We start from the raw sequence: 22,674 nt of genomic DNA on the forward strand, positions 1-22,674 counted from the left end.
AAAAACATACTGTATGCCGTTTAAAAGGGCGATAAGTCGTGGTTTCTGAAACGCTGAATAAGTCGTCTACCGGCACGCCCTTGCATGAAAAGTAGTGGCGTGGCAGATAGCCGCGTTCGCGGGGGGCAACCGTCCGTAGAGCCGGCCGGCAGAATGCCGTTGGCCTGCCCTTGTATGAGCTGCTTGGTAGCGTGAACCGTTGGCGAGAATTCTGCATCGTGTATTCCCTGCGGCGTTTTTCGCTCTAATATTTCGAGGCTAGCAGTTAATTTAGATTAATCCCATCGCGGCGGCTTAGTTTTTTAGTCGAAGACATTGGCGTTGGCAATGGCTTTTTCCGAATTATCTTTAAGATGTGGCGCGCGTAGAGGGATGTGCGTTCAGGTAGATTTCCCTGGTTACTTTCTTAGCTGCTCGCTCAGCGCAATAAAATCTTCCGCCACGAAATCCCACGCTTCCTCGGCAGCTAAATCCTTTTGCTGCTGCGGGCCGTACTCCGTGGGCCGGGGGATGAATGCCGTTTTCATGCCGAGTGCTCGCGCGGCCCGCAGGTCGGCGTTGTGTGCGGCGCACAGCATCACCTTTTCGGGCGGCAAACCCAGCAAACGGCACGCGCCCAGATAAACCTCCGCGTCTGGCTTGTAGTGCTCGAATAGCTCGGCGCAGAAGATCATGTCCCAGGGCAGCTCGGCGTGGCGGGCCACATCCACCATCAGTGAAATGTTGCCGTTGGTTAGCGTAGCGATGATGTAGTCTTCTTTCAGTTGCGTGAGACCGCGCTGCACGTCCGGCCAGGGCGTCAACCGATGCCAGAATAGGTTGATGCGATCAATGGTTGCCTCGTCCAGCGCAATACCGTGTTGACCAAGAAGCTGAACCAGGCTTTCGCGATGCAGATCGTCGAGGTCCGTCCAGGGGATTTCGCCCTTGCGTACCCTATCCATCGAAGGCGCGTAAAGCTGCCGCCATTGATCCGCCAGCGCTTCACCGGACAGCTCGAAGCCCAGCTCTTTCTCCAGCTCTTTTCCAAGTTCTGCGAACTGATGAATCAGGCTGGTTCGCCAGTCGACAACCGTGCCGAACACGTCAAACACGATGGCTTTCATTAATGCCTCCTCAAGGGATAGTTGTTATTAGTGGTAACGTTATAGCAATCAGAATGCTTCAGCTGAGCATACTTTGCTTTATTTCACACCCACGAAAGGAAGTGGCGGCCAAGGTGGCGAGCGCTTACCCCGCGCTTGGTTAAATTTATTCGCAAGCCCGGCAGGTTTCACCCTGCTCTGCCATAGTAAAAGACTACCCAGCAGCCGCACTCATGGAGAAGAGAACATGACCCGTACCACACGCGTAGAGTCCGTCAGCGAAGATCAAGAGGATGCCATCATGGGTTTAGCGTGGCGTGTCATAGACGTTACCGACCCCGACGCCCCGCAGGAAATTTCACGACACAACCTTGAGCCCGAGGCTATTGAAGCGGCGCGGCTCTACGAGGCCGAAACCTCAAGCGAACCTGGGTCCGACTCGGACGATACCCAGGATTACGACGCTTCGCAGGCGAATGTAGGTAAGAGTGACGAATAACCCTTTCAAGAGTTATGAACGGCTAGCAGGTCCGTGCACAGCCTAGCTAGCCTGCCACCACTGCACTATTTGCGGCTCAAGCTGACCGGTGGGCGGTAGTTGCCCATCTCGCGCGAAGTCGGCCCATAGGGCGCGCAGGCGCTGGCCGTGCTCAAGCAAGGTGGCTTCATCCACGTGTTTTACCAGGTCGGCATACTGCCAGCTGGCGGGTTCGCCCAGCAGCAGCGGAAGCTCAATCGTGTGCGCGGCGCCAAACGGGTAGCGGCCCTTGCCCCAGTCCAGCCTGTAAATGTAGGCGTTGCCCCCGGCCTTCGCGTGTCGGCGGGCAAATTTAAGTGCCTCCCGCTTGTACACCTTGTGCGTCGTGGAGGCCACCATCGCCTTGGTGGCCGTCTCGCCTATTAAAGGAAGCTTACGCAGCCGCATCAGGTTGGGTGACATCACCAGAAACATGGCGGTTTCTTCTTCGGTGTGGCCAATGAAGACGTCAAACTTCGGCGCAGCGCGGCGCCAGGCGGCGTCAGCTTGGGATTCAGCAGGCAGCGGATAGTGGCCGTACTGGGTGCCAAACGGCATGGACGATTTCAGCCCAAAACCCCGTGCGGCTTTCGCCACGTGAGGCTGTGTGCGCAATATTTCATCCAGCGGCGCATCATCTTTTAAGGTGGCGGCTTTTTGGCTCATCTTAGCGTTCATTTTCGCCCGGCCGCGGCTGATGCCCAGCGGCGCGCTTTGGATGATCACGCGCTGAAAAAGCCCTTCTGTGCCTTCAGCAATCATCAAATGGGCCGCCGCTTCCCCGCCAGACGAATGGCCGAACAAGGTGACATTGCCGGGGTCACCGCCCATGGATGCGATGTTGGTATTGATCCAGCGTAGAGCTGAAATAATATCAAGCAGCCCCAGGTTGGCAGGCCGGTTAGCGTAGCCGCCCAGAAAACCCAACAGGCCGAGCCGGTAGTTCACAGCCACCACGATCACGTCTTGTTCAAGCGCGAGCGGGCGCACATCGAACACCGAGAGATCCCCGGCGCCAAACACATAGGAGCCACCGTGTATCCATACCATTACAGGGCGCGGCGCTGTGGAGGGGCTATCCGGCACGGTGACCGACAAATGCAGTTCACCTTCGCGGGGGTGAAACTCTCGGGCGGTAACGCCAAGCGCTTCATTCAGCTCAGGAATAGTATTTTGCGGTAATGCTGGCGACCACTTGGTGGCGTAGATGAGATCGGTGGCTGGCGGTTCGTCTTCTGGGGCGCAGAAGCGCTGAGTGCGGGCGTAGAGAATGCCCGTCGCGCGTATAACGCCACGGTCGCGCCAGCCAATAATCTCGCCAGCGGGGGTGTTAAAGCTAGGCATGTCGTGGTCGTTCGGCTTAGAGGCGGGCATAAGGCTCCTGGGATTATTTAGTCATGCAACCGCGCGCATGAGCGCGGCATCGTTCAAGTTCCAAGTACTACACTTCCCAGCTCGCCTATCGCCGCCAAGGCCGAATGAGGTTTAGCCAATCGGCTGCAGCGTACTTAGGTAACGTTAATTTGTCCGCTTGCCTGAACATTCGATGGGTTGTCGACTGTTGATAGACGACCAGACTTCAACATTTGAGTCACTGCGTAGTCCCAATTTGGCAATACACTAGTCTCTTGTGACCAGTTTACTACCGAAGCCTCGTCGCACCAAAGTTTGAGTTTAGGCATTACGTTGCGGTGGGGATTAGTAGCACGATAGGCGGACATCACTTGTTGGTCGTGCCAGGAGGTTAACGTCCAGAAGGTGAGCCCTTTTGTTTTCCTTAATCGAACGCCAAGATTCCCAGGTGCTCTTTTTGCCTGGAGTGCGGTTTTCAACGTGTAGATCATGAACAGCGGAATATAACGTAATGAACGAATCCGCAACCGAGTCACCGAAACGAATGCCATTGCTATACCTTTACCTAACAGGTGTTAGATGGCGTGCTGGATGAATGGATAAAAGCGACTACGCGTTTATCAGCCGAGTGCAGCCTGCTCCTACATGCCACCAAAGTGCAGGTATCAAGGAACCAGCCACTGCCCTACCCAATTATTGGCGCGTGAGAACTCTGCGCGTCGATGGCTTTGGCCCAGGTGCAATGCTTCTATCGCTTGAATATCCAACCACAGCACCGCAAAAGCGTTTTCGTCTGGCGTTTTGGTATAGGCCAGTGAATCAGCAATCGGCTCGCCCGGCGCCGGGCCGCTGCTGTAGGCGCTGCGGGCATGTTCAGGCAAGCGCTGCCACTGCTCGCTGATTGCTTCGCCAGTCAGTAGGGTGACATTGGCCTCTATACGTATTTGCAACTGCTCAGCCGCATCCCATACGTGCAACGCGGCTACGGGTGTGGCGCGCAGGGCGCTTATCTTTTCTGAGTGAATATCCGTATAGATGGCAAGCGTTGCCGCCTGCTTATCAGCATCGCGCAACACTACCGTGCGCGCTTGCGGCATACCATTTTCGCTAACGGTGGCCAAAGTGGGATAACGGGACGGTGCGTGGCGGTCGTTTACGCTTAGGGTCAGGCGCGCCCAAAGGTGGTCATAGAGTAGCGGCAGCTCTTCTGCCCAGGGGTGTTCGCTTATCGCCATGAGGCACCTTTAGATCAAAGATTAAGCAGGGTCTTATACACGTGCGGTTATTTATAGCACGCGCTGGAATCGTCGCGGGCTAAAGCCTGCGCCTACAGATTATTCGGATGATAAGCGTTGAGCTTTACTTGTGTGCAGAAGTCATTGGACGCACTTGCGCATCACTGCCTAGACTCAAACCTCCTTTCTTATGAGTACCCGGCACATGCGCGTTTTCTCTAACCCGGTCGGTGCCGGTTCGTTGTGGTTTGATAATCTGGTGACGGCCGATGGCGTGCCGGTGGCTTACGACCCCCAGGCACGGGCGTTTATTCCCATGCCGCCCTTCTGCGCGAACCGTGAAGTGATTGGCTGTAACTGGGTTGCCCCTAAAGAGGGCGAGTTCTGCCGCGCCTGTGCAATGACCGCATTGGCTCCGGACCCTGAAATCCCTAACGCGATTGCTAACTGGGCGAAAACTGAAGCCGCCAAGCGCTGGGTGATTGATAACCTGGGCCGCTGGCATTGGTTTAGGCCGGAAGATCCGGGTGCGCCGCCCACGTTTCATATGCTGGCCGAAGGTGCCACGCCGGTGCCCATGGGCCATGTAGGCGGTGTGGTAACGATTAGCGTAGCGGAGGCGGACCCAGTACTGAGCACCACGCGCCGCGAAGCGCTGGAAGAACCCTACCGCACCATGATTGGCCATATGCGCCATGAAATCGCCCATATGCTGTGGTGGCGGTTAAGTCTGCGGGAAGATTTTCTAGACGCCTTTCGTAAGGAGTTTGGCGATGAACGTGCCGACTATCCGGCCGCCCTTAAACGCCACTACACACAAGGCCCGCCAGCAGATTGGCGTGAACGGTTTCTCTCTACCTATGCCTCATCCCACCCTCATGAGGACTGGGCCGAAACCACGTCTCACCTACTGCATTTAACCGACATTACCGACAGCTTCGTGTCATCCGGCATGGATTCACCGGAGCTACCCCGCGACCACAAGTGGGATGCCTACGCCGAGCCGGACGCCGAGCGCCTGATCCATATTGCAGCGGCCCTGGTGGCCGGGGTCAATCACGTTAACCGCTCCATGGGGCTTTCAGATATTTATCCGTTCGTGTTATCTGACGTGGCAATGCACAAGCTTGCCTTTGTGCATGAGTGGTTACGACGCGGCGCCCAAGGCCTTTAAACACTAAAAACAATTCGCTAGAACGCGCGGCTCTTAGGCATTGGGGCCGCCGCCGTTGATAAACGAGTAGAGCGCGATATCGGTTCGAAACTCCCAGCCCAGCTTGCTCCAAAAGCGCCTACCGGCTTCGTTGTCGATCAACAGCATTATGAGATTTCTGGATGCCTTCATTTTTAAGCGCATCCAGGCACAGGGTTACCAGTTTCGAGCCGATGCCCATATTGCGATGGGATACCGCGACCGCCAGGTGCTGAATAAAGCCCCAGTGCGCGTCATGACCGCCCATAATGGTGCCTACCACTTCTCCCGCTGCCTAGGCCACAAAGCTTAAACAGGGGTTACGCTGCAGATACCGGGCAATGCCCTCGCGGGAATCCGCATCGCGCAACCGCACGCCTTGCGTATTCAACCATAGCGCTACGGCCGCGTCGTAATCTTCAATCGTCATGGGGCGGTAGTGCATCAGGGGGTTCTCAACAGGTAGCTACATCTTGATCGTTCTGCTGGGCAGGGCTGGCAAAGTCATCCTTCTGCTCTGCCCACTTCAGCAAAGCATCAAGCGCCGGGCAGAGCATTTGCCCCCATTCGGTAAGGCGATACTCCACTTTTGGCGGCACCTGTGGATAGACCTTGCGAGCCACAATTCCATCCGCTTCCAGCTGGCGTAGCTGTTGGGCCAGCATTTTCTGGGAGATACCGGGGATTAGTTTTTCAAAATCTGAGTAGCGCTGAACGTTGCCATCAAAGAGGTGGAAGAGAATGATGAGCTTCCAGCGCCCTTCCAGCATTTTTAATATATTTTCTACATCGCTTGCGGCGCTAGTAGGCGTATAAATCTTTCTCATTGGTGAGTCACTTACCTTTTTGTGCGTTCTTGTTAACCAGTAAGCCTAGGCAGAAGATTGGCGCTCATCAACGCTTGAAGAGATGCCTATCATGAATTTGTCGCTACCTGAATCCATCGCCACCTATTTTGAGATCAGCAACGGTGGGGATGATACTCACCTTGTCGATTGCTTTACGCAAGATGCCCGGGTGTTTGATGAGGAAGAAACACACCAAGGCCACACGGCTATTCAATCCTGGTTACGCGCCGCTCGTCGTAAGTTTGAATATCGCGTTACGCCAGCCAGTGTTGATCAACAAGGCAGTACCGTTATGGTTGCCACGACCGTCACCGGTAACTTTCCTGGCAGCCCGGTTCAGCTTGATCAAACCTTCCAGCTAGCTGGTGAGCAAATTCAGTCATTGGAGATCCACTAATGAACCTGAACCTGGATGGACGTCGCGTATTGATAACCGGCGGGAGCAAAGGGATGGGCGCAGCCGTGGTGGCGCTCTTTCGCGAAGCAGGAGCAAAGGTACTGACAACCGCACGCGCCCGCACCGCCGCACTGCCTGAAGAGCTGTTTATTGCCGCTGATCTCACGGCTCCCGAGGGTTGCGCCACGGTGGCCGATGCGGTCAACGCGCGGTTGGGTGGCGTGGATATTATCGTGCATGTGTTAGGCGGCTCATCAGCACCGGGCGGTGGGTTCGCAGCACTTGGAGAAGCGGAGTGGCAGAGGGAACTTGATCTCAATCTCTTTCCAGCCGTGCGGCTGGACCGTGCCTTGTTGCCCGGCATGCTGGCCCAGGGCGAAGGGGTGATCATCCACGTGACGTCTATTCAGCGTGAGCTTCCCCTGCCTGAGTCGACGACGGCTTACGCGGCTGCCAAAGCGGCGCTGTCCACCTATAGCAAGAGCCTATCCAAAGAGGTATCGCCCAAAGGCGTGCGCGTAGTGCGAGTAGCGCCGGGCTGGATTGAGACAGAAGCATCCGTTGCCTTGGCGGAGCGGCTTGCTCTGCAGGCAGGCACTGATTACGAAGGCGGCAAGCAGATCATCATGGAATCGCTGGGCGGCATCCCGATTGGCCGACCCTCAAAACCTGCTGAGGTGGCCAATCTGATTGCGTTTCTAGCGTCACCACTAGCAGCCACCATCACGGGAGCGGAGTACGTGATTGATGGCGGCACTATTCCCGTGGTGTGAGATTAGCCGTGGCAAAATTGATACCGTTCAGCCTACTCTTAGCGCCCTACTCTTTTGTATGAGTGTTGGTTTTGATTTTAGAAGCCGATGCCCAAGCGCAGCGCTTGCAGGCCATCAAGCCTGACGCTTACCTCATCAGAAAACACGGGGTGGCCTTCCACGGTTAAATCCAGGTCAGCCTGAGTTCCGCGATAGGTAATACTTACCGTAAGGTTCGCGGAGGTGCTAATAGGCGCCAGCACACCGTACTCAACGTTATCGACGCTGACGGAAGATAAGCCGCGGTTATCCAGCTGTTGCTGAACTTCCTGTTTAACGGCATGGCCGTAATAGAAGTACACTTCGGTATAGCCCAGCGCGACCAGCACAATCAGTGAAATAAGCTTTCCCATTATGTCCTCTTGAATACAAAACCTGGGTTGCCAACATGGCAGGTAGTTGAGAACGCAGATAATGCCTAGGGCAATAGACGCGTACAAGCATAAGAAAGCAAGACGCTTTATTTACCTGAGAATAGATTGTGCTTGAACGCTCGCGAGCCTGAGCGGCTTCCATCTGAAACTCTATTAAAAGTTAGGCACAAAAAAGAGCAGGCTCAGTGGCCTGCTCTTATAGCATGCGTTTGCTGCGTTACTATATCGGTTAGCTAACCTGTGGCTCGCGCACCTCGCGGCAGTCCCGAACGCTTTGTGCCAGTTCGCGGGCAAGATCATGCACACCTTTGACAGCTTCATCAGGCGTTGCGGCCTGTTCGATGCAATCCACCAGCGCAGAGCCAACGACAACCGCATCGCTGAATCGGCCAATGATGGCGGCCTGCTCGGGCGTACGAATACCAAAGCCGACCGCGATGGGAAGCTGGGTATGTTCGCGAAGTTGGCTCACCGAGCGTTCCAGTTTTTCGGGCGTGGGCGCGCTGCCACCGGTGACACCTGCCACCGAGACGTAGTAGACAAACCCGGAGGCGTTGCCCAGCACCTTGGGCAGGCGCTTGGCGTCCGTGGTGGGCGTGGCCAGGCGGATAAAATCGATACCGTGCTGGGCAGCGGGCTGGCAAAGCTCGTCGTCATGCTCAGGCGGTATATCGACCACAATCAGACCATCTACCCCGGCGCGGGCAGCGTCGGTCAAAAAGCGCTCAACGCCATAGCGGTAGATGGGGTTGTAGTAACCCATCAGTACGATGGGCGTGGTGGTGTCTTTCTCGCGAAAGGCGCGCACCATCTCCAGGGTTTTGGCCTGGGTCTGGCCTTCTTTGAGGGCACGTAGGGCGGCTTTTTGAATCGCAGGGCCATCGGCCATAGGGTCGCTGAACGGCATGCCCAGTTCGATCACGTCCACCCCGGTACCGGGCAGGCCGTCAAGAATACGCTGTGACGTAGCCATGTCCGGATCGCCCGCCGTGACGTAGCTCACCAGCGCCGGACGGTTTTCGGCTTTGAGCGCGGCAAAGCGTGCTGCAAGACGCGAGTTGGGATTCATGGCAGTCTCCTTATGTACGCTCATTTGAATTTTTCCCCCAGGTAGTGGGCCACGCTCATCATGTCTTTATCGCCACGTCCGCTCAGATTGACCACCATCAGGTGATCGCTGGGCAGATTCGGCGCCCGCTTGGCAACTTCGGCCAAGGCGTGGGCGGTTTCAAGGGCGGGGATAATCCCTTCAAGGCGGCAGCAGGTTTGGAAGGCTTCAAGCGCTTCGTCGTCGGTGGCCGACACGTACTCAACGCGGCCCTGCTCGTGCAACCACGCGTGTTCTGGGCCGATGCCTGGGTAATCCAGGCCTGCCGAGATGGAGTGGGCGTCGATAATCTGACCGTCTTCATCCTGCAGCAGGTAGGTGCGGTTACCGTGAAGCACACCGGGTGCGCCGCCATTCAGGCTTGCCGCGTGCTGACCGCTCTCAACGCCCTTGCCGCCAGCTTCAACGCCAATCATCTCGACCGAGGCATCGTTCAGGAATGGATGGAACAGCCCCATGGCGTTGGAGCCGCCTCCAATGCAGGCAACCAAAGAGTCCGGCAAGCGGCCTTCTTTTTCCTGCATTTGCGCGCGGGTCTCGTGACCAATCACTGCCTGGAAATCGCGCACCATGGCAGGATACGGATGCGGGCCGGCCACGGTGCCGATGATGTAGAAAGTGTCATCCACATTGGTGACCCAGTCGCGCAGCGCTTCGTTCATGGCGTCTTTCAAAGTGCCGGTGCCTGAGGTGACCGGAATCACTTCAGCACCCAACAGCTTCATGCGAAATACGTTGGGCTGCTGGCGTTCGATATCCGTTGAGCCCATGTAAATCACGCAGGGTAAGCCAAACCGCGCCGCCACGGTGGCGGTCGCCACGCCGTGCATACCGGCGCCGGTTTCGGCGATGATGCGTTTTTTGCCCATGCGTTTGGCTAGCAGCACCTGGCCAATGCAGTTATTAATCTTGTGCGCGCCGGTATGGTTAAGCTCTTCACGCTTGAGATAAATCTTCGCACCGCCAAAGTGCTCGGTAAGCCGCTCGGCGAAATAGAGCGGGTTGGGCCGACCTACGTAGTCGCTCTGAAAGTAGGCGAGCTGGCGCTGGAATTCGGGGTCATCTTTGGCAGTGTCGTATTCGGCCTGCAGCTCAAGAATCAGCGGCATCAGCGTTTCGGCAACAAAGCGGCCACCGAATTGGCCAAACAGGCCGTTGATATCAGGCTGGATCGCAGATTGGTTCATGATGACCTCTCAAAGCGGAGTAACAGTTGCATTGAAAGTAGCGCAAGCAGGCCGAGATAAAAATCGATAAGATATCGTTAATATGTGAGCTGGAGTCAACTGTCGATGCAACACAGCATGCCACCCTTAAGCGCTCTGCGAGCCTTTGAAGCCACCGCGAGGCTTGGCAGCGTGACCGCCGCGGCGGATGAGCTAAGCGTGACCCACGGCGCGGTTAGCCGCCAGCTTCGCAGCCTGGATGAACATTTCGGCGTCGCGCTGTTTGCCAAAGCGGGCCGAGGCATTGAGCTTACCCACCATGGCGAACGGCTTTATCACGGCATTGGCGAGGCGTTTACTCGCCTGCGCGATAGTTGCGCAGATCTCAAGCGAGATGTGGAGGAAGCGCCGTTCACACTCGCCTGCCCGGGCAGCCTGTTGGCGCGCTGGTTGATTCCCCGGCTGGGCCGCCTGAATCGCGAGCTTCCCCAGCTCAAACTGCAGGTTGTAGTCAGCGAAAGTGAACTGCCCGCCAAGCAGGACACTATCAGCGCTACTCTGGCCTTTTCCGAGCCGCCCTGGCCCGCCGAGGTAGACGTCGTAGAGTTAATGCCTGAGCAGATTGGCGCGGTGGTAAGCCCTCACCAGCAAGACAAGCTCGACCCCGCAAAGCCCGAGACGCTTTTTTCCAGCAAGCTGTTATACACCGCCTCACGCCCTCAGGCCTGGCCGCAGTGGGCAAGCGCCCAAAAACTTGAGTTGGCACACCTTGAAGAGGCGTTACGTAAAGGCCAGGGGTTTGATCATCTCTACTATTTAATGGAAGCCGCCGTGGCAGGCCTGGGCGTGGCCATTGCGCCAAAACTGCTGGTGGAAGATGACTTGAAAAGCGGACGGCTCATTGCGCCCTGGGGGTTTATCGAAACACCCGCCAAGCTTTGCCTATGGCTGCCCCGCCACCACAATAGCCAACGCAGTGAACAGCTGGCCGAGTGGCTTAAACGGGAGTTGGGCGGTACGGATTTATAAACCTAGCCATTACCTTTTTTGTGCCAAGCATTGAGTAGCTGGCCTCAGGCCCATAACGCTAAATGCTCTATCGAGGATAGCTTTATACAACTTTATCTAGCTCCAAGAAACGTCGTACACGTTCACTTCTTGGGGAGTGGAAAAAGATCTCAGGAGCCGATTTTTCTATAATAATTCCCTTTTCAAGGAACACTACTTGATCCGAAACATTGCGGGCAAAATCCATCTCATGGGTCACAATAATCATAGTGTAACCTTCGCTTGAAAGATCTTTCATTACACTCAGAACCTCCCCTACTAATTCCGGGTCAAGTGCTGAGGTCGGTTCATCAAACAGCATTACCTTTGGCTGCATGGCCAATGCTCTAGCAATGGCTACCCGCTGCTTTTGCCCGCCAGAAAGTGTCGCGGGGTAACTCGCAGCTTTTTCAGCCATACCGACTTTATGTAGAAATGCCATGGCACGTTCAACCGCATCGCTCTTTTTAAGCCCCTGTACGTAGATCAACGCTTCTGTCACGTTACGGAGGACATTTAAATGGGGCCATAAATTAAAGCTTTGAAAAACCATTCCCAACTGAGTGCGTACTTTCGCTAGCTCACGTCGACTCATCGGCTTTTGAGTTTTATCCTGTAGGCCAATCCGTTCTCCATTAATACGGATTTCACCTCGATCGGGGGTTTCCAGCCAATTTATACAGCGAAGTAACGTCGACTTTCCTGAACCCGACGACCCCAAAATACTAACTACTTCACCACTTTTTACTTCTAAGTCGACATCACGTAGTACTTCGATGCCATCAAAACTCTTTGATAAATTACGAATACTGACCTCTGGTTGCTCAGGCATTGTTAAACCCTCTCTTCTCGCCAATACGTCCCAGGAAACGGATACCTTGCTCCAGCGCCAAACTAATCATCCAATAAAAACCGATTACCACAATAAAAGCTTCCATAGGAATAAAGTACGTACTCGATAAACTATTGGCAGCAGCAGTTAACTCTCGTACGGTAATAATCACTAAAAACGCAGTATCTTTTAATAGGATAATTAGCTGATTACCCATCACTCCCCGTGTTCTAAGCACTAGCTGTGGCAAAATAATTCGTAGAAACATTGTTGGACGTGAAAACCCTTGAGCAATCGCGGCTTCTTCCTGACCGCTTGAAAGCGTTATCCGGCTACCTCGTAGAATTTCTGCAAAATACGCGCCATGGTAGAGCACCAGGGCCAGTACGCCTGCCTGCCATGCGGTCATGCGTATGCCAACACTAGGCAGGCCATAGTAAAAGAGGTAAGCAAGAATCAAGAAAGGCAGCATTCGCATTGCATCGATAAAGATACGCAGCGGTATTTTCAATCTTGGCCTGACGCCCTCCATTGAGAAAAGCAGTAGGCTTCCCAACAGAAAAGAGAGCACTGCCGATATCGAAAATATGGTTAGCGTGTTACCAAAGCCTTGCCAGAACACATCACGCGAGGCCCATAAAATTTCCCAGTTACTCATTTATTCCCCTTATAGCTATGCACTGTTTTAATAACGTTGCACTCCAGCTACATTGCCAAGCGGTTAGCCTTGCGCTCTGCTATACGTTGGCCCCAAACCAATAGCCCTATCATTGCCATATAAAGGGCACCTGCGGCCAAAATAGGGGGTAATGGGTCATACGTGACGGCGGAAATTCGATTGGTGACGCGGGTTAGGTCAACGATACCAATCACGGCAATAGCGGGGCTTCCTTTCACCAAAAATGACATCTCGTTGACAAGGTTCGGCAGGCTTGTAATAACGGTTTGAGGCAACATAATTCGGCGAAAGTACACCCACGGGGTCATACCAACAGCCATTGCTGCCTCGCGCTGCTCCTTAGAGAAATTATTAAAAGCAGAGCGCCATATTTCCGCGTTAAAAGCGGTTGTATTAAGCGTTAACGCCATAATGGCGGCGGTGCTTCGATTTAAATTAATGCCCAATGTCGGGCCCGAAAGGAAGATAAATAAAATAAGGGTAACTAAAGGCGTTGCTCTAGCGAGACTGATATAAGCCCCCAGCAACTGGTCTAAAAAAGGGATCTTTGCCAACCGCAAGAGGGCTACTACTAACCCCAGGAATACGCCTAATAGAATGGAAACTCCCGATATCCATGCTGTGGTCCAGGCGCCCTGTAACAGCAAGCCCCACGCATTACCATCCATCGCATCGCTCCTTTTGGATCACAGCATGCCTGCCCGCTAAGCAAACATGCCGTGAAGTGCCTGAGTAAAAGGTGCATACCGTATTAGGCGAGGATTACATGCCTGCCATTTCGTGAAACTCAGCCACACTGGTAATAGGCGTGGTTGGCAGGTCATCAAATGACTCCCCAAACCAGACCTCCTGGAGTTCTTTCAAGCGACCCGAGTCTCTTAAATGAGCCATAAAGTCAGTTAGGTAAGTTAATAGCTCAGGGCTATTTTTGGGCACTGGCCAGGCAACAAAGCCAGGACCGGAAACAGCTTGCCCTGCTGCAAAGATATCGCCCCGTTCATTGATAAGATCATTAACCGGTACTGCTGAGTTAATAACGTAGTCGAGACGACCATTTGCGAGATCAGCATAAATTTCTGGGTAAGCTTCATATTCCATAACAGTCCCCAAGCTTCCACCACTTTCTTCCAACATGGCTTCAAGTTCAGGGAGTCGGCTTAGCAATACACTGCCCGCTTGTACGCCAACTGTTTTACCATCTAGGTCAGCAATACTATTGATACTGTCATCGTCAGCACGCTTAATATAAAAGTGCTGCGCTGACGCAAAAGGCGGTGCGTAATTGAATACCCGCAACCGTTCATCAGAAACGGATGCGCCTGTTATTGCCGCATCATACTGGCCGTTAGATACAGCCGCTAACAGCCCTGTCCAGGGCAGGATTTCCTGCCGAATCTCAAAATCTGCGTACGCTTCTAATTCGACAAGCACATCTGCAATAAAGCCGTCGGGATCATTACCACTCATAAAATTGAAGGGAGCATAGTTATCTTCTGTGGCGACACGCAGATAACCCCGCTCTTCTACCTCCGGCAAATCAGCTGCAAGCGACATTAATGAAGCTCCCATTGCCAAACTGCCAATCGCTAGCAACGCTCCTTTTTTTAATGAGTAGTATGTTGTCGATAACGTGCTCTTTGTCTGACTAGAGCCGCTCCAGGAAAGCGGTACAGCATTGGAAATAGTGTGCATGGCTCGTTTTCCTTGATGAATATTGACGTGATTTCAACCGGTGCTGAGCAATGCCCCCAGCGATTTCCACCTTAGATTTTTCTACTCACACTGCTTAGAGCCAGTTACAAAACATTCATAGGACAGTTAGTGGCATAAAATATGCTTGGCACAGATGGAGAAAAGTTTTGCAAAAGCGATTGCTAGCAAGCAAATGGCGCTTCCACTTAGCGGTTACCCTACTGTGTCGAGGGTTTGCTTATGATGATTGGTGTGTCTGTACAGAAAAACGATGATCGTTGTTTACAGGAACAGCTAAGAACTGTGCTATTGGAAGCGATACATGCAGGTAGTCTCCCCAGTGATGAAGCCCTGCCTTCCTGCCGAAAGCTCTCTCATCAATTGGGTATTTCTCGCAATACGGTGGCTATTGTTTACGAATCGTTGACGGATGATGGCTATATCGTTAGCCGCCCGCGCAGCGGCTACTACTTGCACCCCGACTATTACCCAGCAGCGTTACCGTCAGCCTCTCCAGAAAGCGTTATGTTAGCCAGACGAAGCGGAATGCTTAAAAGCACGCTGCAACCGCACGCTTTAAGGGATAAACATACGCATATTGCACCAAATTGGCACAGCCGCTTGACCCAACGGCCAAGCCGCTATGAAGGAATTCTAAAGCCCAGCAACTGGCGTAATTACCCCTACCCTTTTATCTATGGTCAGTTAGATACGCAGCAATTCCCTCTTCCACAGTGGCGCAGCGTTACCCGGCGGCTACTCAGCGGGTCGCGAGATAAAAACTGGTTAAATGACCGCATCGATCAAGATGACCCACTACTAATCGAACAGCTATGCAAGCGTGTGCTGCCCAGAAGGGGCATCTTCGCCCAGCCCGATGAAATATTGATTACTCTGGGGTCTCAAAACGCGCTGTATATGCTTTCTAAACTGCTGTTGGATAGCCGCAGCAAAATGGGAATGGAAAACCCGGGCTATCGAGAGGCCGCCAACGTCTTCCAACACTTCGGCGCATCCATCGAGTTTCATCAAATAGATTCTCAGGGGATGGTGTTGAGCGAAGCTTCGACTCGCTGTGACTATCTATACATAACTCCCAGTCATCAAGTCCCTACGGGCATCACAATGAGCCAGGGTCGTCGTCACTCGCTGATCCAGCAAGCCATTAGTTATGATCAAATCATTATTGAAGACGATTATGATGCTGAATTACACGGCGATAAAAATGCTTTTCCCGCTCTAAAAGCAGGCCTTGCCAGTCAGCGGGTTATTTACCTAGGCAGCTTTTCAAAAGCCTTTGCGCCTGGGTTACGGCTTGGCTATATAGTGGCAGACTCGGACCTTATTGACGAAATGCGGGCGTTAAGGCGTTTGATGTATCGTCACCCTCCTGGCGGCTCTCAACAGCAGGTAGCGCAATTTATCGCTCAAGGGCACTATGAGCGCCATCTAAAAACGCATACCGCCGATACTGATCGTCGCCGGGATACGCTGCGTGAGGCGCTAGAGAGATATATTCCCGAATTTGCCTGTCACAGTAGCCCAAGGGCCAGTGCCTTTTGGCTCAAAACACCGGCCAGCTTGGATACCCAGCGCCTCGCTTGGCAAGCCTCTCAACATGGGGTACTGATTGAGCCTGGCTTCCAGCATTTTTTCGATTCGGCTCCGCCGCGCCATTTTTTAAGGCTCGGATTTCAAGCTATTAGCACTGAACAGATAGTCCCCGGCATTCAACAGTTTGCTGATGCGTGTCTGCTTTCAGCCTGCAATTAACGACTCTTTATTACGCCCGCTTCATCTACCTGCACGCACTACGCCATTCAGGCAGAGATTTAGCGACTAGCGGACATGAGATGTCACACCAATAGTAAATAACTGGCTCTAGAGCTTTTGCCGCCTTCCCTCTTAAGGTCATGGTTCGACTAACAGAGAGGTAGTTATGGCAATAGACGCGGATTGGTTGATACCTAGCCTGACGCTGACATTCCTGGCAGGAGCAGTCAGAGGTTATGCCGGCTTTGGTTTCTCAATAACGCTCGCCTTAGGCCTTTTATGGGTTTTACCTCCGCTTCAAGTCATCGCGGTGGTACTACTGCTTGACCTTTTAGGTGCACTGGGGCTACTGAAATACGCATGGCAGTTTGCCGATCGGCAAATTCTTGCCCGCTTGCCCCCCCCTATGCTGGCTTTTTCCTTAACAGGTCCTCTAGCATTGGCGTCACTGCCTGCCGGTGCAGCTAAATTGCTGATCGCCACACTTTGCTTACTTGGTGCCTTAGCCAGTTTTTGTCGCCCTGGTACGATTGCTCTCTCCAGGCGTCGCGACTTGGCAATGGCACTTCCTGCAGGTGCTGTTTCTGGTCTTGCCATGAGCATTGCATCAGCGGGCGGCCCTCCGCTAATGCTCTACTTAATGCACACCACGTTAGATGCTGCCCGAGCAAGGGCAACCGCCATTCTGTTTTTTATCGCCGCGAGCGCTACCGCCGTCATGGGCTACGCCTTAAACGGTGCCGTTTCCTTACCAACATTAACCGTTAGCGCAGCCCTGTTACCGGCGGCGTTACTGGGCGCATCAGTTGGTCAGCGTTGCTTTCAGCGCTATCCGCCTGTGTCTTACCGAAAGACGGTCAGTCCTTTATTAGTCGTGATGGCGCTATGGGTCTTAGCCAGCGAACTATGGACAATTTTTCTCTCATCGTCGTCCTTCTAATCCGCTTCAGCCTCTTTTATAGGAGATATCAAATGACAGCTCTCACCAACCATGATGGCCAACATATCGACACACTTAAAGCCTATGACCAGAACCATGTTTGGCATCATCTAACGCCCGGTGCTGCAGCAGAAAAGGGTGTTTCCATGTTTGTCCGCGGCGAAGGGCTACGCCTTTGGGACAGCGAGGGCAAAGAGTATCTAGATGCTACAGCGGGAGGTGTCTGGGTCACTAATGTCGGGTATGGACGTAAGGAAATTGCCGACGCAGTTTATCAGCAACTTATCGAACTTAACTATTTTGCAGGCTCAATGGCCAGTAAGCCCGCCGCGCAATTCGCCGCTAAGTTGTTACAGCACATGCCAGGGATGAGTCGCGTGTATTATTCAAGCTCAGGCTCAGAAGCCAATGAAAAAGCCTTCAAAATGGTTCGGCAAATTAGCCATAAGCACTATCAAGGTAAAAAACACAAAATTCTTTATCGAGAACGAGATTATCACGGTACCACGCTGGCAACCTTGGGAGCATCAGGTCAATCAGAACGGCGAGCTCAATTCGGCCCTTTTGTCCCCGATTTCATAGAGTTTCCCCACTGCTGCGAATACCGTAACCAATACTCAGATGCGGAAAATTACGGCCTGCAAGCCGCCGAAGCTTTAGAACAAACAATTCTTCGAGAGGGGCCGGATAACGTTGGCGCGGTTATTTTGGAGCCTATTACCGCTGGCGGCGGGATCATCACTCCCCCTGAGGGTTATTGGGAAAAAGTTGGCGAGATTTGCAAACGGCATAACATACTATTGATCATGGATGAAGTCGTATGTGGTCTTGGCCGAACCGGTCAATGGTTTGGCTACCAACACTATGATATCCAGCCAGATATTGTAACGATGGCGAAGGGGGTTGCCTCTGGATACGCCGCTATCTCATGCACCGTGACCACGGAAAAAATTTATACATTACTTCAGGAAGCTCCCGGAGATACGCTGGGGTATTTTCGGGATATTTCTACCTTTGGTGGGTGTTTGGCCGGCCAGGCAGCGGCCCTTTCCAATCTCACTATTATTGAGCGGGAAGGATTGGTTGAGAACAGTGCAGCCATGGGTGAGCGTTTGCTAAATGGCTTCCAGCGCTTGGCCGCTAAATATCCCATCATCGGCGACGTGCGCGGTAAAGGACTCTTTGCAGGTATTGAGCTAGTAGAGGATCGACATACCAAGCAGCCGGTTGATGAAGCAGTTCCCATAGCCATTGCGGCAGAATGTAAAAAGCTGGGGCTACTCATTGGGCGCACTAATCGAAGCTTGACTGGCTATAACAATATCCTTAATTTCAGCCCCGCATTAACTGCCACAGTGCAGGATATAGACCATATTGTCGATCTACTTGATCAAGCATTTGAAAACGTTATGCAAGTCCAAGGGTTAGCCGCGACATAAAATGGTCCAACAAAATTAACCTCCTTCACATCCTTTACTGATTAGACGCCATTAACGTCCCCCCGGCGGCGATAAATAAGCCGCCGGTGGCCCGATTAAAGCATTTATAACGATGCAGGCTTTGGAACCAGCGGCTGATGCTGGAGCCAAGGCCTGCATAGGTCGACATCAAGGTGAAATCGATCACCAGCCAGGTTACCGCCAGGATTACGAACTGAATCAACTGTGGCTAAATGATCAAAGCAAAGGTAACGCCAACGTAAGTCAGCTAGGTCAGCTAGGTCAGCTAGGTCAGCTAGGTCAGCTAGGTCAGCTAGGTCAGCTAGGTCAGCTAGGTCAGCTAGGTCAGCTAGGTCAGCTAGGTCAGCTAGGTCAGCGTATTCAAGTAAAGCTCCTTGCAGTTTTATTGCCACATCCTTACGTAGGCTTTAAATCAGCAGTAACCAAAGTAGTGACGCCCATAGCTCCGCTCAACTAAACCTGCTAGATATTCACTAGCATCTTACGGTGCTGGCGTTACCCGCAGTACTCGGCCTGCCGGGTTGTCGGTGAGTAAATAAATAGCGCCTTCGGGCCCGGTACGTACATCACGGATACGCTCATCTGGTCCTCCGAACATCCCTTCACTATCCTCGGCTTGAGTTCCGTCTTCGGAAAGCCTTACCCGGCGTACTTCTTTACTCACCAGTGCGCCAACGAACAAGTCACCCTGCCACTGCGGAAATAGCTCACCTGTATAAAGCGTCATGCCCGAAGGGGCAATCGAGGGCGTCCATTCCAGCAGCGGTGGCTCGGTGCCGGGGTACTCTTGGAAAGGCGTTACACGAGCACCGGTATAATCCAGGCCAGTAGTGGCGATCGGCCAGCCGTAATTAGCGCCTGCTTTAATGATATTAATTTCATCACCGCCGCGCGGGCCGTGTTCGTGAATGATCACGCGCGGATGCTCGGTGTCTACCACCAGCCCTTGCACGTTGCGGTGACCATAGCTGTAGATTTCTGGGCGAGCTTTGTCATCGCCAACAAAAGGGTTATCGTCTGGCACGCTACCATCACGATTGAGACGCACAAGCGTGCCTATGTGGTTATCCAGATTCTGCGCTTCTTCGCGATAGTCAAAGCCGTCGCCCAAAGTCAGTATCAATGTTTCGTCTGGTAGCCAAGCCAAGCGTCCACCATAGTGGGCGTCGCCCCGTTTAGCGGGTTGTACACGAAATATTTCAGTAACGTCTTCTAAGCTATTTTCCGTTAATACCGCGCGGGCCAGGCACGTATGGTTAGCTTCCCAGTTACCACAGGCGTAGCTTAGAAACAGCTGGCTGTCGTTTTCAAACTGCGGTGAGAGCAGCACGTCAAATAGCCCAGACTGGCCCGATGCGTAAACCTCGGGTACGCCACTGATAGATTCAATAAGCGTTTCACCATCAGAGCTTAATAAGCGCAGACGCCCTGGCCGCTCAGTGACCAGCATGCGCCCATCCGGAAGAAAGGCGAGTGACCAAGGGTGTTCCAACCCTTCGGCAATGGTAGTGATCTGATACGGGGGGATGTCTTGCGCATGTACCGCTGGTGCGCCCCAGGCCAAGCCGCTCACACTAAACATCAATGCCAGGCTTGCCACACCAGAGCGATGCGCGCGTTTTATCGAGCGAGCCCTTAACCAAGCAAACAGCCCACCGGCCAGCACCGCACTTATCAGCATTAATCCCCATCCCAGGGTTTCTCGCGTGGCGGCGATCAGCGTCGGCATCGGGGCGAAAGTATCGACGACCGTAAAGGTAAGCGTCAGTGCTAATACCGCCCCCACAATACTCAGCAATGCTTGAAAACGGCTGCCGAAACGGTGAGCGATAAACACCGCGAGCAATTGCGAAAGCAAAAAGCCTACCGAGAACAGCAATGCGTAAACAGGCGCGAACGTGAGCAGGTCTTGCAGTGTTGTCGTCAGCCACAGGCCCATGGGTATTTCCACTCCCATATCCTGAAGCGCGACTAAGTTAATCTGCGTTTGAATGACGCTTCCTGACACAATGCCAACGAGTAACGCGATAAGAAAGCTGATTATTGTAGATATCCATCCAGGCTTGTTTGTCATCGTTGCGCCTCAATTGAAAGGGAAGCAATTGGCTTGTTATGCAAATTACTGTCTTTTAAATTTGGTTTGGATTCATGAAATAAACCCAGTAGGGTTGATCGTAAATTCAACCAAGGGAATTCTCATGCAACGATATCCATTGTTTGCCGCTGTGTCGTTAGGTCTTTTCGCTGCTGCTACCACCTCTACTGCGTCAGCAGAAACCGCTGCGCTGGAGCAGCAGCTAAAAGATCTACAGTCGTTTCAGGTGATTGCGCATCGCGGCGCCAGCGGACATGCTCCAGAAAGCAGTATGGCGGCGTTGGAGTTAGCTCACGATTGGGGAGCGGACTATCTGGAACTGGATATTCAGATGACCTCCGACGGTGAACTAGTGGCCTTTCACGACGGTACTCTTAAGCGCACCAGCAATGGCGAAGGCCACATTAACGACTATACGCTTGCCGAGCTTAAAGACCTGGATACGGGATCGTGGTTTAACGACGCCTACCCTGACCAGGCGGATGCCGCTTTCATCGGTGCCGAGATATTAACGCTCGAGGAGGTCTTCAACCGCTTCGGCCAAGATGCCCGTTATTATCTGGAAACCAAATCACCAAAACTTAACCCGGGTGTGGAAGCGGGACTGGTTCGCCGCCTGGAAGCCTACGACATGATTAATACCGGACGCGTGCTGATCCAGTCCTTCGATCAGGAAAGTCTTTTGAAGATTCACGAGCTGAATGCGGATATCCCGCTGATTCAGCTGGTGTGGTACTCGCCGGACGAAAAGAACGAAGCGCGCCTGACCGAGTGGACCGGCGTAACGCCGGGACCTGAAGAGATCACCAATGAGGATTTCCTGGCGGTGGCCGAGTATGCGGTCGGCCTGGGCACCAACTATCTCTATGACGGCGAAGACGTCATCAATGAAAGCTTCGTTCGCCAGGCCCAGGAAAATGGCCTCGCGGTGCACGTCTACACGGTGAACGATACTGATGAGATGCAGCAGCTAATCGATTGGGGTGTGGATGGTTTGTTCACTGACTACCCGGACCGCCTGATCGAGCTTGTTGAATAACGCGCTTAATAGAAGCCTCTAGTCCCACTTAAGCTGCTCGATCACCTGTTCTACCCTTTTACGCGCGTCGCCCTGCAAGGTTTCCAGCGGTAGCGGCAGGCTAGGGCTACTTACGTTACCCAGTATTTCGGCCACCGTCGCGATGACCCGCAGGCTCCCGCCGTATTCGCGGTAAAGCGTCCATAGCGGCTCCAGTTCGTTCGACAGCCGCTGAGCTGTTTGGGCATCGCCTGCCCGGGCGGCGCGGGTAATCGCCAGCGCCGTTTCAGGAAATAGCCCGCCTAGCACGGAATACCAGCTATCGCACCCCGAAATTAGACCGGTGGCCGCGACGACATCGCCGCTAATACCCAAAGTGACATCCTCTGGAACCAAGGCACGCAACCGCTTAACCCGTTCGCGGGCAGCGTTGAGATCCGTACTGACCGGCGGGATCTTGATAGACTGCACCTGCGGTAACTGAGCAATGCGGCCATGCAGCTCATCGCTGAACTCAAAGTGGGTCGTACCCGGATTATCGTAAACACATAGCGGCACGCTTAGCGAACGGCAGACCGCTTCATAGTGGCTAAACACTTCGTCATCGGTCAGCTTTTGATAAGAAACCGGCGCCAGCAGTACGCCACTGGCGCCTGCCTGCTGGGCATCTTCTGCTAATGCCAGAACATCGCGCGTGCGCAATGCGCCAATGCCGACAATCACCGGCACATCGCCTGCGCTGTCGACCGCCAGCCGGGCAACGCGAGCCCGCTCCTCTCGGCTGAGATAGGCATAGCTACCGGTTGAGCCCAGCACGCCGATAGAGTCCACCTGCGCCTTGGCCAGGAGTTCTACCAAACCGGAAAACTCGTCCTCACGAATCCCCTGCTCGTTCATGGGCGTCAATGGAAATGCACTCAGGCCGGTAAACATGGGCAGCTATCCTTAAAATGAAGGCGCTTGTTGATAACCGTCATGATAAGTATGCCGATCATCTTCAGACGAAATACGTCTGAAATTACCAGACAATATGACACGAGGATAGCTAGGC

The 22,674-nt window shown here is 53.5% G+C and carries 27 protein-coding genes; 9 read left to right on the forward strand and 18 right to left on the reverse strand.

Annotation, left to right across the window (positions count from 1 at the left end):
- Positions 1-398: 398 nt before the first annotated feature.
- On the reverse strand, positions 399-1,106 hold the full coding sequence (locus tag ELY25_RS05485) for a haloacid dehalogenase type II (protein WP_126950283.1): 708 nt from the start codon (positions 1,104-1,106) through the stop codon (positions 399-401).
- Positions 1,107-1,332: 226 nt separating this feature from the next.
- On the opposite strand from ELY25_RS05485, the gene ELY25_RS05490 reads away from it, so the two are divergent.
- Positions 1,333-1,584: a hypothetical protein gene (locus ELY25_RS05490; RefSeq protein WP_126950284.1), complete on the forward strand. Its 252-nt coding sequence runs from the start codon at positions 1,333-1,335 to the stop codon at positions 1,582-1,584.
- 42 nt (positions 1,585-1,626) lie between these two features.
- Here ELY25_RS05490 and ELY25_RS05495 read toward each other — a convergent pair whose 3' ends face one another.
- From ELY25_RS05495 to ELY25_RS05505, 3 genes are all read right to left on the reverse strand, one after another.
- Complete coding sequence (locus tag ELY25_RS05495) at positions 1,627-2,976, reverse strand: carboxylesterase family protein (protein ID WP_221885489.1); 1,350 nt, start codon at positions 2,974-2,976, stop codon at positions 1,627-1,629.
- Positions 2,977-3,110: 134 nt separating this feature from the next.
- Positions 3,111-3,506 (reverse strand): hypothetical protein, encoded by a 396-nt coding sequence (locus tag ELY25_RS05500; RefSeq protein WP_126950285.1) that lies wholly within the window; start codon positions 3,504-3,506, stop codon positions 3,111-3,113.
- 114 nt (positions 3,507-3,620) lie between these two features.
- The gene (locus ELY25_RS05505; protein ID WP_126950286.1) at positions 3,621-4,190 is read right to left on the reverse strand and encodes a pyridoxamine 5'-phosphate oxidase family protein; all 570 of its coding nucleotides are present in this window, start codon (positions 4,188-4,190) and stop codon (positions 3,621-3,623) included.
- 205 nt (positions 4,191-4,395) lie between these two features.
- Between ELY25_RS05505 and ELY25_RS05510 the strand changes: the two genes are divergently transcribed.
- Positions 4,396-5,364 (forward strand): zinc-binding metallopeptidase family protein, encoded by a 969-nt coding sequence (locus ELY25_RS05510; RefSeq protein ID WP_126950287.1) that lies wholly within the window; start codon positions 4,396-4,398, stop codon positions 5,362-5,364.
- 33 nt (positions 5,365-5,397) lie between these two features.
- Here ELY25_RS05510 and ELY25_RS17980 read toward each other — a convergent pair whose 3' ends face one another.
- From ELY25_RS17980 to ELY25_RS05520, 4 genes are read right to left on the reverse strand one after another with little or no spacing between them, the layout of a single operon-like run.
- A complete protein-coding gene (locus tag ELY25_RS17980; protein WP_236995681.1) occupies positions 5,398-5,535 on the reverse strand; it encodes a hypothetical protein in 138 nt (45 codons plus the stop codon).
- Positions 5,483-5,650, reverse strand: a complete 168-nt coding sequence (locus ELY25_RS17985) for a GNAT family N-acetyltransferase (RefSeq protein ID WP_236995651.1) — start codon at positions 5,648-5,650, stop codon at positions 5,483-5,485. Before ELY25_RS17985 ends, ELY25_RS17980 begins: the two co-directional genes overlap by 53 nt.
- Before the next feature lie 27 nt (positions 5,651-5,677).
- The gene (locus ELY25_RS17990; protein WP_236995652.1) at positions 5,678-5,827 is read right to left on the reverse strand and encodes a hypothetical protein; all 150 of its coding nucleotides are present in this window, start codon (positions 5,825-5,827) and stop codon (positions 5,678-5,680) included.
- A gap of 10 nt (positions 5,828-5,837) precedes the next feature.
- Positions 5,838-6,209 carry a winged helix-turn-helix transcriptional regulator gene (locus ELY25_RS05520; protein ID WP_126950288.1) on the reverse strand — a complete coding sequence of 124 codons (372 nt, stop codon included), beginning with the start codon at positions 6,207-6,209 and terminating at the stop codon, positions 5,838-5,840.
- 91 nt (positions 6,210-6,300) lie between these two features.
- On the opposite strand from ELY25_RS05520, the gene ELY25_RS05525 reads away from it, so the two are divergent.
- Both ELY25_RS05525 and ELY25_RS05530 read left to right on the forward strand, forming a co-directional pair.
- On the forward strand, positions 6,301-6,627 hold the full coding sequence (locus ELY25_RS05525) for a nuclear transport factor 2 family protein (RefSeq protein WP_126950289.1): 327 nt from the start codon (positions 6,301-6,303) through the stop codon (positions 6,625-6,627).
- Positions 6,627-7,400 carry an SDR family oxidoreductase gene (locus ELY25_RS05530; RefSeq protein ID WP_126950290.1) on the forward strand — a complete coding sequence of 258 codons (774 nt, stop codon included), beginning with the start codon at positions 6,627-6,629 and terminating at the stop codon, positions 7,398-7,400. The genes ELY25_RS05525 and ELY25_RS05530 overlap by 1 nt, the downstream gene beginning before the upstream one ends.
- Positions 7,401-7,477: 77 nt before the next feature.
- Here ELY25_RS05530 and ELY25_RS05535 read toward each other — a convergent pair whose 3' ends face one another.
- From ELY25_RS05535 to trpB, 3 genes are all read right to left on the reverse strand, one after another.
- A complete protein-coding gene (locus tag ELY25_RS05535) occupies positions 7,478-7,792 on the reverse strand; it encodes a hypothetical protein (RefSeq protein WP_126950291.1) in 315 nt (104 codons plus the stop codon).
- A 250-nt stretch (positions 7,793-8,042) separates the two neighbouring features.
- Positions 8,043-8,882: a tryptophan synthase subunit alpha gene (trpA, locus tag ELY25_RS05540; protein WP_126950292.1), complete on the reverse strand. Its 840-nt coding sequence runs from the start codon at positions 8,880-8,882 to the stop codon at positions 8,043-8,045.
- A gap of 20 nt (positions 8,883-8,902) precedes the next feature.
- Entirely contained in the window at positions 8,903-10,108 is a 1,206-nt protein-coding gene (gene trpB / locus ELY25_RS05545; RefSeq protein ID WP_126950293.1) for a tryptophan synthase subunit beta, read from the reverse strand.
- A gap of 105 nt (positions 10,109-10,213) precedes the next feature.
- On the opposite strand from trpB, the gene ELY25_RS05550 reads away from it, so the two are divergent.
- Complete coding sequence (locus ELY25_RS05550) at positions 10,214-11,116, forward strand: LysR family transcriptional regulator (protein ID WP_126950294.1); 903 nt, start codon at positions 10,214-10,216, stop codon at positions 11,114-11,116.
- Positions 11,117-11,198: 82 nt separating this feature from the next.
- On the opposite strand, the gene ELY25_RS05555 is transcribed toward ELY25_RS05550, so the two are convergent.
- The 4 genes from ELY25_RS05555 to ELY25_RS05570 form a co-directional block, all read right to left on the reverse strand.
- Positions 11,199-11,966, reverse strand: a complete 768-nt coding sequence (locus ELY25_RS05555) for an amino acid ABC transporter ATP-binding protein (RefSeq protein ID WP_126950295.1) — start codon at positions 11,964-11,966, stop codon at positions 11,199-11,201.
- On the reverse strand, positions 11,959-12,624 hold the full coding sequence (locus tag ELY25_RS05560; protein WP_126950296.1) for an amino acid ABC transporter permease: 666 nt from the start codon (positions 12,622-12,624) through the stop codon (positions 11,959-11,961). The genes ELY25_RS05555 and ELY25_RS05560 overlap by 8 nt, the downstream gene beginning before the upstream one ends.
- 47 nt (positions 12,625-12,671) lie before the next feature.
- Complete coding sequence (locus ELY25_RS05565) at positions 12,672-13,313, reverse strand: amino acid ABC transporter permease (RefSeq protein WP_126950297.1); 642 nt, start codon at positions 13,311-13,313, stop codon at positions 12,672-12,674.
- Between the two features lie 94 nt (positions 13,314-13,407).
- Positions 13,408-14,337 (reverse strand): transporter substrate-binding domain-containing protein, encoded by a 930-nt coding sequence (locus ELY25_RS05570; protein WP_126950298.1) that lies wholly within the window; start codon positions 14,335-14,337, stop codon positions 13,408-13,410.
- Between the two features lie 240 nt (positions 14,338-14,577).
- Here ELY25_RS05570 and pdxR point away from each other — a divergent pair, with 240 nt between their 5' ends.
- The 3 genes from pdxR (at position 14,578) to ELY25_RS05585 (ending at position 18,489) form a co-directional block, all read left to right on the forward strand.
- Complete coding sequence (gene pdxR / locus ELY25_RS05575; RefSeq protein ID WP_126950299.1) at positions 14,578-16,110, forward strand: MocR-like pyridoxine biosynthesis transcription factor PdxR; 1,533 nt, start codon at positions 14,578-14,580, stop codon at positions 16,108-16,110.
- A gap of 166 nt (positions 16,111-16,276) precedes the next feature.
- Positions 16,277-17,050 carry a sulfite exporter TauE/SafE family protein gene (locus tag ELY25_RS05580; protein WP_126950300.1) on the forward strand — a complete coding sequence of 258 codons (774 nt, stop codon included), beginning with the start codon at positions 16,277-16,279 and terminating at the stop codon, positions 17,048-17,050.
- Between the two features lie 32 nt (positions 17,051-17,082).
- Entirely contained in the window at positions 17,083-18,489 is a 1,407-nt protein-coding gene (locus ELY25_RS05585; protein ID WP_126950301.1) for an aminotransferase family protein, read from the forward strand.
- Positions 18,490-18,523: 34 nt separating this feature from the next.
- Here ELY25_RS05585 and ELY25_RS05590 read toward each other — a convergent pair whose 3' ends face one another.
- Positions 18,524-18,712 carry a LysE family translocator gene (locus ELY25_RS05590; protein WP_236995653.1) on the reverse strand — a complete coding sequence of 63 codons (189 nt, stop codon included), beginning with the start codon at positions 18,710-18,712 and terminating at the stop codon, positions 18,524-18,526.
- Positions 18,713-18,991: 279 nt separating this feature from the next.
- Entirely contained in the window at positions 18,992-20,584 is a 1,593-nt protein-coding gene (locus ELY25_RS05595; protein WP_126950302.1) for a PQQ-dependent sugar dehydrogenase, read from the reverse strand.
- A 124-nt stretch (positions 20,585-20,708) separates the two neighbouring features.
- Here ELY25_RS05595 and ELY25_RS05600 point away from each other — a divergent pair, with 124 nt between their 5' ends.
- On the forward strand, positions 20,709-21,644 hold the full coding sequence (locus tag ELY25_RS05600) for a glycerophosphodiester phosphodiesterase (protein WP_126950303.1): 936 nt from the start codon (positions 20,709-20,711) through the stop codon (positions 21,642-21,644).
- An 18-nt stretch (positions 21,645-21,662) separates the two neighbouring features.
- Here the strand turns inward: ELY25_RS05600 and ELY25_RS05605 are convergent, their stop codons facing one another.
- Entirely contained in the window at positions 21,663-22,556 is an 894-nt protein-coding gene (locus tag ELY25_RS05605; protein ID WP_126950304.1) for a dihydrodipicolinate synthase family protein, read from the reverse strand.
- Positions 22,557-22,674 lie beyond the last annotated feature (118 nt).

This window comes from Vreelandella populi (genome assembly GCF_003989825.1).
Lineage (GTDB): Bacteria > Pseudomonadota > Gammaproteobacteria > Pseudomonadales > Halomonadaceae > Vreelandella > Vreelandella populi.

What these genes read in the sequence shown, in the direction of transcription:
- ELY25_RS05485 (WP_126950283.1), bottom strand. Translation starts at nt 1,106, where the DNA reads ATGAAAGCCATCGTGTTTGACGTGTTCGGCACGGTTGTCGACTGGCGA.
- ELY25_RS05490 (WP_126950284.1), top strand. Translation starts at nt 1,333, where the DNA reads ATGACCCGTACCACACGCGTAGAGTCCGTCAGCGAAGATCAAGAGGAT.
- ELY25_RS05495 (WP_221885489.1), bottom strand. Translation starts at nt 2,976, where the DNA reads ATGCCCGCCTCTAAGCCGAACGACCACGACATGCCTAGCTTTAACACC.
- ELY25_RS05500 (WP_126950285.1), bottom strand. Translation starts at nt 3,506, where the DNA reads ATGGCATTCGTTTCGGTGACTCGGTTGCGGATTCGTTCATTACGTTAT.
- ELY25_RS05505 (WP_126950286.1), bottom strand. Translation starts at nt 4,190, where the DNA reads ATGGCGATAAGCGAACACCCCTGGGCAGAAGAGCTGCCGCTACTCTAT.
- ELY25_RS05510 (WP_126950287.1), top strand. Translation starts at nt 4,396, where the DNA reads ATGCGCGTTTTCTCTAACCCGGTCGGTGCCGGTTCGTTGTGGTTTGAT.
- ELY25_RS17980 (WP_236995681.1), bottom strand. Translation starts at nt 5,535, where the DNA reads ATGAAGGCATCCAGAAATCTCATAATGCTGTTGATCGACAACGAAGCC.
- ELY25_RS17985 (WP_236995651.1), bottom strand. Translation starts at nt 5,650, where the DNA reads ATGGGCGGTCATGACGCGCACTGGGGCTTTATTCAGCACCTGGCGGTC.
- ELY25_RS17990 (WP_236995652.1), bottom strand. Translation starts at nt 5,827, where the DNA reads ATGCACTACCGCCCCATGACGATTGAAGATTACGACGCGGCCGTAGCG.
- ELY25_RS05520 (WP_126950288.1), bottom strand. Translation starts at nt 6,209, where the DNA reads ATGAGAAAGATTTATACGCCTACTAGCGCCGCAAGCGATGTAGAAAAT.
- ELY25_RS05525 (WP_126950289.1), top strand. Translation starts at nt 6,301, where the DNA reads ATGAATTTGTCGCTACCTGAATCCATCGCCACCTATTTTGAGATCAGC.
- ELY25_RS05530 (WP_126950290.1), top strand. Translation starts at nt 6,627, where the DNA reads ATGAACCTGAACCTGGATGGACGTCGCGTATTGATAACCGGCGGGAGC.
- ELY25_RS05535 (WP_126950291.1), bottom strand. Translation starts at nt 7,792, where the DNA reads ATGGGAAAGCTTATTTCACTGATTGTGCTGGTCGCGCTGGGCTATACC.
- trpA (WP_126950292.1), bottom strand. Translation starts at nt 8,882, where the DNA reads ATGAATCCCAACTCGCGTCTTGCAGCACGCTTTGCCGCGCTCAAAGCC.
- trpB (WP_126950293.1), bottom strand. Translation starts at nt 10,108, where the DNA reads ATGAACCAATCTGCGATCCAGCCTGATATCAACGGCCTGTTTGGCCAA.
- ELY25_RS05550 (WP_126950294.1), top strand. Translation starts at nt 10,214, where the DNA reads ATGCAACACAGCATGCCACCCTTAAGCGCTCTGCGAGCCTTTGAAGCC.
- ELY25_RS05555 (WP_126950295.1), bottom strand. Translation starts at nt 11,966, where the DNA reads ATGCCTGAGCAACCAGAGGTCAGTATTCGTAATTTATCAAAGAGTTTT.
- ELY25_RS05560 (WP_126950296.1), bottom strand. Translation starts at nt 12,624, where the DNA reads ATGAGTAACTGGGAAATTTTATGGGCCTCGCGTGATGTGTTCTGGCAA.
- ELY25_RS05565 (WP_126950297.1), bottom strand. Translation starts at nt 13,313, where the DNA reads ATGGATGGTAATGCGTGGGGCTTGCTGTTACAGGGCGCCTGGACCACA.
- ELY25_RS05570 (WP_126950298.1), bottom strand. Translation starts at nt 14,337, where the DNA reads ATGCACACTATTTCCAATGCTGTACCGCTTTCCTGGAGCGGCTCTAGT.
- pdxR (WP_126950299.1), top strand. Translation starts at nt 14,578, where the DNA reads ATGATGATTGGTGTGTCTGTACAGAAAAACGATGATCGTTGTTTACAG.
- ELY25_RS05580 (WP_126950300.1), top strand. Translation starts at nt 16,277, where the DNA reads ATGGCAATAGACGCGGATTGGTTGATACCTAGCCTGACGCTGACATTC.
- ELY25_RS05585 (WP_126950301.1), top strand. Translation starts at nt 17,083, where the DNA reads ATGACAGCTCTCACCAACCATGATGGCCAACATATCGACACACTTAAA.
- ELY25_RS05595 (WP_126950302.1), bottom strand. Translation starts at nt 20,584, where the DNA reads ATGACAAACAAGCCTGGATGGATATCTACAATAATCAGCTTTCTTATC.
- ELY25_RS05600 (WP_126950303.1), top strand. Translation starts at nt 20,709, where the DNA reads ATGCAACGATATCCATTGTTTGCCGCTGTGTCGTTAGGTCTTTTCGCT.
- ELY25_RS05605 (WP_126950304.1), bottom strand. Translation starts at nt 22,556, where the DNA reads ATGTTTACCGGCCTGAGTGCATTTCCATTGACGCCCATGAACGAGCAG.